The sequence below is a fragment of the Psychrobacter immobilis genome, assembly GCF_904846175.1.
GTDB classification, from domain to species: Bacteria; Pseudomonadota; Gammaproteobacteria; order Pseudomonadales; family Moraxellaceae; genus Psychrobacter; species Psychrobacter immobilis_E.
Map to the genome: position 1 here is coordinate 1 of NZ_CAJGZM010000020.1, position 5,793 is coordinate 5,793.

Consider the following 5,793-nt stretch of genomic DNA (forward strand, 5'->3'; position numbering starts at 1 on the left):
GAATAGAGAGCTGACGATGACCTACTCTCACATGGCCGGAGCCACACTACCATTGGCGCGATGATGTTTCACTTCTGAGTTCGGGAAGGGATCAGGTGGTGCCATCATGCTATTGTCGTCAGCAAAGGGGGTTAGATATGAGTCTGTTATTGTTATTTTGACTGCAATATTATTTGTAGTCTCATCAACATAAACCTAACTGAATCAAGGTTTAAGGTGATATCGAAATATTCTTTCTTTTATTCTATAAGCTTTCACTTATACAAGATAGATTAATTAGAGCTTTCATACAAACCACTTGGGTGTTGTATGGTCAAGCCAAACGAGCAATTAGTACAGGTTAGCTACATGCATCGCTGCACTTCCACACCCTGCCTATCAACGTCGTAGTCTTCAACGGCTCTTTAGGGAAATCTAATCTTGAGGTGGGCTTCCCGCTTAGATGCTTTCAGCGGTTATCCCATCCGAACGTAGCTACCGGGCAATGCCACTGGCGTGACAACCCGAACACCAGAGGTTCGTCCACTCTGGTCCTCTCGTACTAGGAGCAGATCCTCTCAAATTTCCAACGCCCACGGTAGATAGGGACCGAACTGTCTCACGACGTTCTAAACCCAGCTCGCGTACCTCTTTAAATGGCGAACAGCCATACCCTTAGGACCTGCTTCAGCCCTAGGATGAGATGAGCCGACATCGAGGTGCCAAACACCGCCGTCGATATGAACTCTTGGGCGGTATCAGCCTGTTATCCCCAGAGTACCTTTTATCCGTTGAGCGATGGCCCTTCCATACAGAACCACCGGATCACTAAGACCTACTTTCGTACCTGCTCGACTTGTGGGTCTCGCAGTTAAGCGCGCTTTTGCCTTTATACTCTACGACCGATTTCCGACCGGTCTGAGCGCACCTTCGTACTCCTCCGTTACTCTTTAGGAGGAGACCGCCCCAGTCAAACTACCCACCATACATTGTCCTCGGTATTGTTATACCTGAGTTAGAACCCCGACATGACCAGGGTGGTATTTCAAGATTGGCTCCACAAACACTAGCGTGTCTGCTTCAAAGCCTCCCACCTATCCTGCACAAGTCAGGTCAAAGTTCAATGTAAAGCTGTAGTAAAGGTTCACGGGGTCTTTCCGTCTAGCCGCGGGTACACAGCATCTTCACTGCGATTTCGATTTCACTGAGTCTCTGCTGGAGACAGCGCTGCCATCATTATGTCATTCGTGCAGGTCGGAACTTACCCGACAAGGAATTTCGCTACCTTAGGACCGTTATAGTTACGGCCGCCGTTTACTGGGGCTTCGATCAAGAGCTTCGCTTACGCTAACCCCATCAATTAACCTTCCAGCACCGGGCAGACATCACACCCTATACGTCCACTTTCGTGTTTGCAGAGTGCTGTGTTTTTAATAAACAGTTGCAGCAGCCTGGTATCTGCGACTGCCAACAGCTCAAGGAGCAAGTCCTATCACCATCGGCAGCGTACCTTCTCCCGAAGTTACGGTACCATTTTGCCTAGTTCCTTCAGCAGAGTTCTCTCAAGCGCCTTGGTATTCTCTACCTGATCACCTGTGTCGGTTTAGGGTACGATTCGTTTATAACTATTGCTTAGAAGCTTTTCCTGGAAGCATGGTATTTGCCACTTCGCTGTACAAGTACAGCTTGCTATCAGATCTCAGCCGTATTACAGTCCGGATTTGCCTAAACTGTAAGCCTACATCCTTTCACCTGGACAACCAACGCCAGGCTGACATAACCTACTCCGTCCCTCCATCGCATTATAAACAAGTATTGGAATATTAACCAATTTCCCATCGACTACGCCTTTCGGCCTCGCCTTAGGGGTCGACTCACCCAGCCCCGATTAACGTTGGACTGGAACCCTTGATCTTCCGGCGTGCGAGCTTTTCACTCGCATTATCGTTACTCACGTCAGCATTCGCTCTTGTGATACCTCCAGCATGCCTTACGACACACCTTCACAGGCTTACACAACGCTCCCCTACCACTTGAAAACAAATTCAAATCCGCAGCTTCGGCTCCTAGTTTGAGCCCCGTTACATCTTCCGCGCGGGCCGACTCGACTAGTGAGCTATTACGCTTTCTTTAAAGGATGGCTGCTTCTAAGCCAACCTCCTAGCTGTCTATGCCTTCCCACCTCGTTTCCCACTTAACTAGGAATTTGGGGCCTTAGCTGGCGGTCTGGGTTGTTTCCCTCTCCACAATGGACGTTAGCACCCACTGTGTGTCTCCCGGATATCACTCATCGGTATTCGGAGTTTGCATCGGTTTGGTAAGTCGGTATGACCCCCTAGCCGAAACAGTGCTCTACCCCCAATGGTGTTCGTCCGAGGCGCTACCTAAATAGCTTTCGGGGAGAACCAGCTATCACCGAGTTTGATTAGCCTTTCACCCCTATCCACAAGTCATCCCCTGGCTTTTCAACGACAGTGGGTTCGGTCCTCCGGTGCCTGTTACGGCACTTTCAACCTGCTCATGGATAGATCACTCGGTTTCGGGTCTATGCCCTGCAACTAATTCGCCCTATTAAGACTCGGTTTCCCTACGGCTCCCCTAAACGGTTAACCTTGCTACAGAACATAAGTCGCTGACCCATTATACAAAAGGTACGCAGTCACCCCAATAAATTGAGGCTCCTACTGCTTGTACGCACACGGTTTCAGGTTCTATTTCACTCCCCTCACAGGGGTTCTTTTCGCCTTTCCCTCACGGTACTGGTTCACTATCGGTCAGTCAGGAGTATTTAGCCTTGGAGGATGGTCCCCCCATCTTCAAACAGGATTTCTCGTGCCCCGCTCTACTTAATATGTTAACTCTAATGTTTCGAATACAGGACTATCACCTACTACGGTCAGCTTTCCCACGCTGTTCTTCTACATTAGAATTAATCGGCTTCTCCCCGTTCGCTCGCCGCTACTAGGGGAATCTCATTTGATGTCTATTCCTAAGGGTACTGAGATGTTTCACTTCCCCTCGTTCGCTTCTTGTACAAGTACAAGATACCTACCTTATGGTAGGTGGGTTTCCCCATTCAGAAATCTCCGGATCACAGGATATTGCCGCCTCCCCGAAGCTTATCGCAGGCTGTCACGTCTTTCATCGCCTCTGACTGCCAAGGCATCCACCATGTGCGCTTCATTACTTGACCATACAACCCCAAGTAGTCTTAACTTATAAATAAGCTTTGACTTCAAAGTGTCATAAAGTCTAATTATGATAACGATATCACCTATGTTTATACGCTTGATTCAGTTCTCTTTATTTTTTTTAATAACTCACTACTGGGATAACAACTGATGTCGTTAAGTAGCGAGTTATTAAGGTTAAGAAGTGCGCGTGAACACGCTCTTCTTAACCCAGACTCATATCTATGTTTTTAAATAGTTCTTATGCTCTCGTCGAGTCATAAGTTCTGTATAAAACAGAAGTAAATAATCAATAACGATCACTTAATTCTGTTGAATACCTATTATATTTATTGGCATCTAAAGCTTACTTGCGTTTATAGTGGTGGAGCCAAACGGAGTCGAACCGTTGACCTCCTGCGTGCAAGGCAGGCGCTCTACCAACTGAGCTATGGCCCCATGTAAAATGGTGGGTCTAAGTGGACTTGAACCACTGACCCCCGCGTTATCAACACGGTGCTCTAACCAGCTGAGCTACAGACCCAATTACGCTTGTTATAAACGTAAGCTTAAACTAAAGAACAACTTGTTGTGAATTCTTGCTGACCGAATGCCATCTATAAGGAGGTGATCCAGCCGCAGGTTCCCCTACGGCTACCTTGTTACGACTTCACCCCAGTCATCAACCACACCGTGGTGAACGCCTTCCCGAAGGTTAGGCTATCCACTTCTGGTGCAATCAACTCCCATGGTGTGACGGGCGGTGTGTACAAGGCCCGGGAACGTATTCACCGCGGCATTCTGATCCGCGATTACTAGCGATTCCTACTTCATGGAGTCGAGTTGCAGACTCCAATCTGGACTACGATAGGCTTTTTGAGATTCGCATCACATCGCTGTGTAGCTGCCCTCTGTACCTACCATTGTAGCACGTGTGTAGCCCTGGTCGTAAGGGCCATGATGACTTGACGTCGTCCCCGCCTTCCTCCAGTTTGTCACTGGCAGTATCCTTAGAGTTCCCGGCTTAACCCGCTGGTAACTAAGGACAAGGGTTGCGCTCGTTGCGGGACTTAACCCAACATCTCACGACACGAGCTGACGACAGCCATGCAGCACCTGTATTCTAATTCCCGAAGGCACTCCCGCATCTCTGCAGGATTCTAGATATGTCAAGACCAGGTAAGGTTCTTCGCGTTGCATCGAATTAAACCACATGCTCCACCGCTTGTGCGGGCCCCCGTCAATTCATTTGAGTTTTAACCTTGCGGCCGTACTCCCCAGGCGGTCTACTTATTGCGTTAGCTGCGTCACTAAGTCCTCAAGGGACCCAACGACTAGTAGACATCGTTTACGGCGTGGACTACCAGGGTATCTAATCCTGTTTGCTACCCACGCTTTCGAGCCTCAGTGTCAGTATTATGCCAGAAGGCTGCCTTCGCCATCGGTATTCCTCCAGATCTCTACGCATTTCACCGCTACACCTGGAATTCTACCTTCCTCTCACATACTCTAGCTCAACAGTATCAGATGCAGTTCCCAGGTTGAGCCCGGGGATTTCACATCTGACTTATCGAGCCACCTACGCTCCCTTTACGCCCAGTAATTCCGATTAACGCTTGCACCCTCTGTATTACCGCGGCTGCTGGCACAGAGTTAGCCGGTGCTTATTCTGCAGCTAATGTCATCGTCCGTGGGTATTAACCACGGAGTCTTCTTCACTGCTTAAAGTGCTTTACAACCAAAAGGCCTTCTTCACACACGCGGCATGGCTGGATCAGGGTTTCCCCCATTGTCCAATATTCCCCACTGCTGCCTCCCGTAGGAGTCCGGGCCGTGTCTCAGTCCCGGTGTGGCTGATCATCCTCTCAGACCAGCTACAGATCGTCGCCATGGTAGGCCTTTACCCCACCATCTAGCTAATCCGACTTAGGCTCATCTAATAGCGAGAGCAGTAAACTGCCCCCTTTCTCCCGTAGGTCGTATGCGGTATTAATACGAGTTTCCCCGTGCTATCCCCCACTACTAGGTAGATTCCTAAGTATTACTCACCCGTCCGCCGCTCGACGCCTGATAGCAAGCTATCATCGTTTCCGCTCGACTTGCATGTGTTAAGCCTGCCGCCAGCGTTCAATCTGAGCCATGATCAAACTCTTCAGTTTAATCTTGCTATGAAGCTCTTTAAAGAAGCTTCTAAACTTGGCTCATCTAATCTGGCAAAATCGCTAAAAATTATGTTCGTAATGAATTAACTTTGAGTTTTTTTACTGTCTTAAATGATAATTTTTATAGTTAGAATGACTCCCGAAAAGGAAGTAAAACCAACTTTATTTTTTAGCATTCTGAATCAGCAAAAATCCACACAAGTTGTTCTTTAGTTATGCTTTTAAATAGTGTCAATCTACTGTCGTCCAGTAGATGATTATATAGGGTATTACTTTCACTTCATTGGCTTAAACCATATTGGTTATGCCTTGAAGCGAGCTGACTATCATATCACAATGGATTGGTTTGTCAAGCTTTTTTATAAATTGTTTCAGTAAGTTATCCAGGTTTGTTATATGTAAATTCACATATAAGTCATTCCGTTTGTCTTAATGAGGTGCGTATTATAGACGTTTAATTCAGTAAGTCAAGAAGTTATTTT

2 tRNA genes and 3 rRNA genes are annotated in these 5,793 nt (G+C 47.6%); all 5 read right to left on the reverse strand.

Features of this window, described 5'->3' with window-relative positions:
• Positions 1-8: 8 nt before the first annotated feature.
• The 5 genes from rrf to JMW39_RS13090 all read right to left on the reverse strand — a co-directional run bounded on the left by rrf (position 9) and on the right by JMW39_RS13090 (position 5,308).
• Positions 9-123, reverse strand: a 5S ribosomal RNA gene (gene rrf, locus JMW39_RS13070).
• Positions 124-309: 186 nt separating this feature from the next.
• Positions 310-3,172: ribosomal RNA gene (locus tag JMW39_RS13075) — 23S ribosomal RNA — on the reverse strand.
• A 360-nt stretch (positions 3,173-3,532) separates the two neighbouring features.
• Positions 3,533-3,608: transfer RNA gene (locus JMW39_RS13080), tRNA-Ala, on the reverse strand.
• 8 nt (positions 3,609-3,616) lie between these two features.
• Positions 3,617-3,693: transfer RNA gene (locus JMW39_RS13085), tRNA-Ile, on the reverse strand.
• 76 nt (positions 3,694-3,769) lie between these two features.
• Positions 3,770-5,308, reverse strand: a 16S ribosomal RNA gene (locus JMW39_RS13090).
• The 16S, 23S and 5S rRNA genes sit together here with 2 tRNA genes alongside, the layout of an rRNA operon.
• Positions 5,309-5,793: the final 485 nt, after the last annotated feature.